The 1,841-nt window shown below is 71.7% G+C and carries 2 protein-coding genes; one reads left to right on the top strand and one right to left on the bottom strand.

The annotated features are described in order from the left end of the window. Positions 1–605, top strand: a 605-nt coding sequence (locus tag E1283_RS35785; protein ID WP_243745339.1) for a xylulokinase, incomplete at its 5' end; no start/stop codon positions are given. Positions 606–624: 19 nt separating this feature from the next. Here E1283_RS35785 and E1283_RS35780 read toward each other — a convergent pair. Beyond that, positions 625–1,671, bottom strand: a complete 1,047-nt coding sequence (locus E1283_RS35780; protein ID WP_132822328.1) for a hypothetical protein — start codon at positions 1,669–1,671, stop codon at positions 625–627. Positions 1,672–1,841: the final 170 nt, after the last annotated feature.

The raw sequence follows: 1,841 nt of genomic DNA, 5'->3' as shown, positions 1-1,841 counted from the left end.
GGATGGCCACGTCGGGGGCGGTGACGGGGTGGCTGCGGGAGCTGACCGGGGCGGAGTACGGGACGTTGGTGGCGGAGGCGGCGGCCGTGGCGCCGGGCGCGGAGGGGTTGTTGATGCTGCCGTACTTCGCGGGCGAGCGGACGCCGCTGTTCGATCCGGACGCGCGAGGGCTGGTGCTCGGGTTGACGTTGCGGCACGGGCGCGGGCACCTGTACCGGGCGGCGTTGGAGGGCACGGCGTTCGGGGTGCGGCACAACCTGGAGGCGATGGCCGAGGCGGGCGGCGCGCCGTCCCGGCTGGTGGCGGTGGGGGGCGGCGCGCGGGAGTTGTGGACGCGGATCGTCTCGGACGTGACGGGCCGGCCGCAGCAGGTGCCGCGACACACGGTCGGCGCGGCGTACGGCGACGCGTTCCTGGCGGCGGTCGGCACCGGGCGGGCCGCGGAACCGGACATCGCGGAGTGGAACCCGGTGGAGCAGGTGGTCGAGCCTGAACCCGAAGTGCACGAGGGGTACGGGGAGTTGTACCGGCTCTATCGGGAGCTGTACCCGGCGACGCGGGAGGCGGCGCACGCGCTGGCGCGGCGGCAGCGGGACGACGGGTAGCGTCGCGCGGTGGGTCCCGTCATGTGCGGTCCGCGCTACCGGCACCCCAGGCCCGGCGCATGAGCGACCGGTTCTCGTCCGGGGCCGGCAGTCGCTGGAAGCCCTCGGGGGCCTCGCGATGGATGACGTCTATTCCGTACCGGTGCAGCAGGGCGGTGTCCGCCGCGGCCGGCCGGACGGGGAAGAGGCCGGCGAGTCGGGCCAGCGGGAGGGGGCTGTGTGGCGCGTAGTCGAGCAACTGGCCCAGGGCCTCTCGGACGTGGTGGTGTCCGGCCTGGCTCTTGGCCTCTATCAACTCCGGCTCCTTCGCGTCCGGGAGGTATATGTCGCTGACGCCCGCGGAGCAGCGGTAGCGCGAGGGATGCCGGCCCTGTGTTTCGAGGTGTCGCCGGTACTCGGCCACGAGTTGGGATTCGCGCCGCTCGACCACCACCAGCCGGCCGGACCTGTGGTAGTCGGCGCGACGCGTGCGTCCCTCCTCCAACGGTACGACGCGCGCCGACGCGGGCGGCATCTCCTCGGAAGGTGAGGGCGGCGTCTCGCCCGGTTCGACCTCGCCGGTGCCGGGTGTGATCATGAACTCGTCGAGGACCTTCCGGGCCCTCTCCCCTCGCACCACCATCTGGCCCGGGAACGTGTGGGCCTCCTTGTAGCCGAGGACGCGGTTGAGGTCCTGGTAGGGGAATTCCGCGGGTACCAGGTCGAGCAGGCTGTACACGATGTGCCAACTCCTGCCGTCGGGGGTCGGCGGCCACATCAGGTCGGCGAACTCGCGGTTGCGGAAGATGACTCCGACCTCGCCGACCGCACGGACCCTGTTCTGCCCGGTGAAGAAGACGATGTCGCCCCTCGCCACGTCGGCCATCCTCGCGTCGTGGGTCGCCGTCGCTCCCCAGAAGCGGGCACGCCCCTCGGGGTGGCACTCGATGAGCGACCGGCGCTGCCGCGTGGTGAGTTGCTCGTCGAGACGCCGCTCGGTGAAGGAGACCTCCTGATCCACGGTGTCGGCCCAGTGCCGGCGGGTTTCGGGACTGCCGTACGACGGGGAGATGAGCACCCGCACCATGCGCTTCCTTCCGGAGGACTGGAGTCAACACGCAGGAGAGAAAGGGTAATTCACTCAAACGTGCGAAGAGTCACCCGGCCATGATCGCTCAGGCCCGAAAGGACACGAGCGAGCGCGTGCGCCGTCAGCGGGACGGCGGGTGGGGGCCGGGCTGGCAGGTGGGGCACCAG

The organism is Streptomyces hainanensis, from assembly GCF_004348415.1.
Lineage (GTDB): Bacteria > Actinomycetota > Actinomycetes > Streptomycetales > Streptomycetaceae > Streptomyces > Streptomyces hainanensis.
This window is presented reverse-complemented; position numbering and strand designations above follow the sequence as displayed.

Bases quoted from the DNA above. Each gene is read 5' to 3' on its own strand.
- E1283_RS35780 (WP_132822328.1), bottom strand. From the start codon at position 1,671: ATGGTGCGGGTGCTCATCTCCCCGTCGTACGGCAGTCCCGAAACCCGC.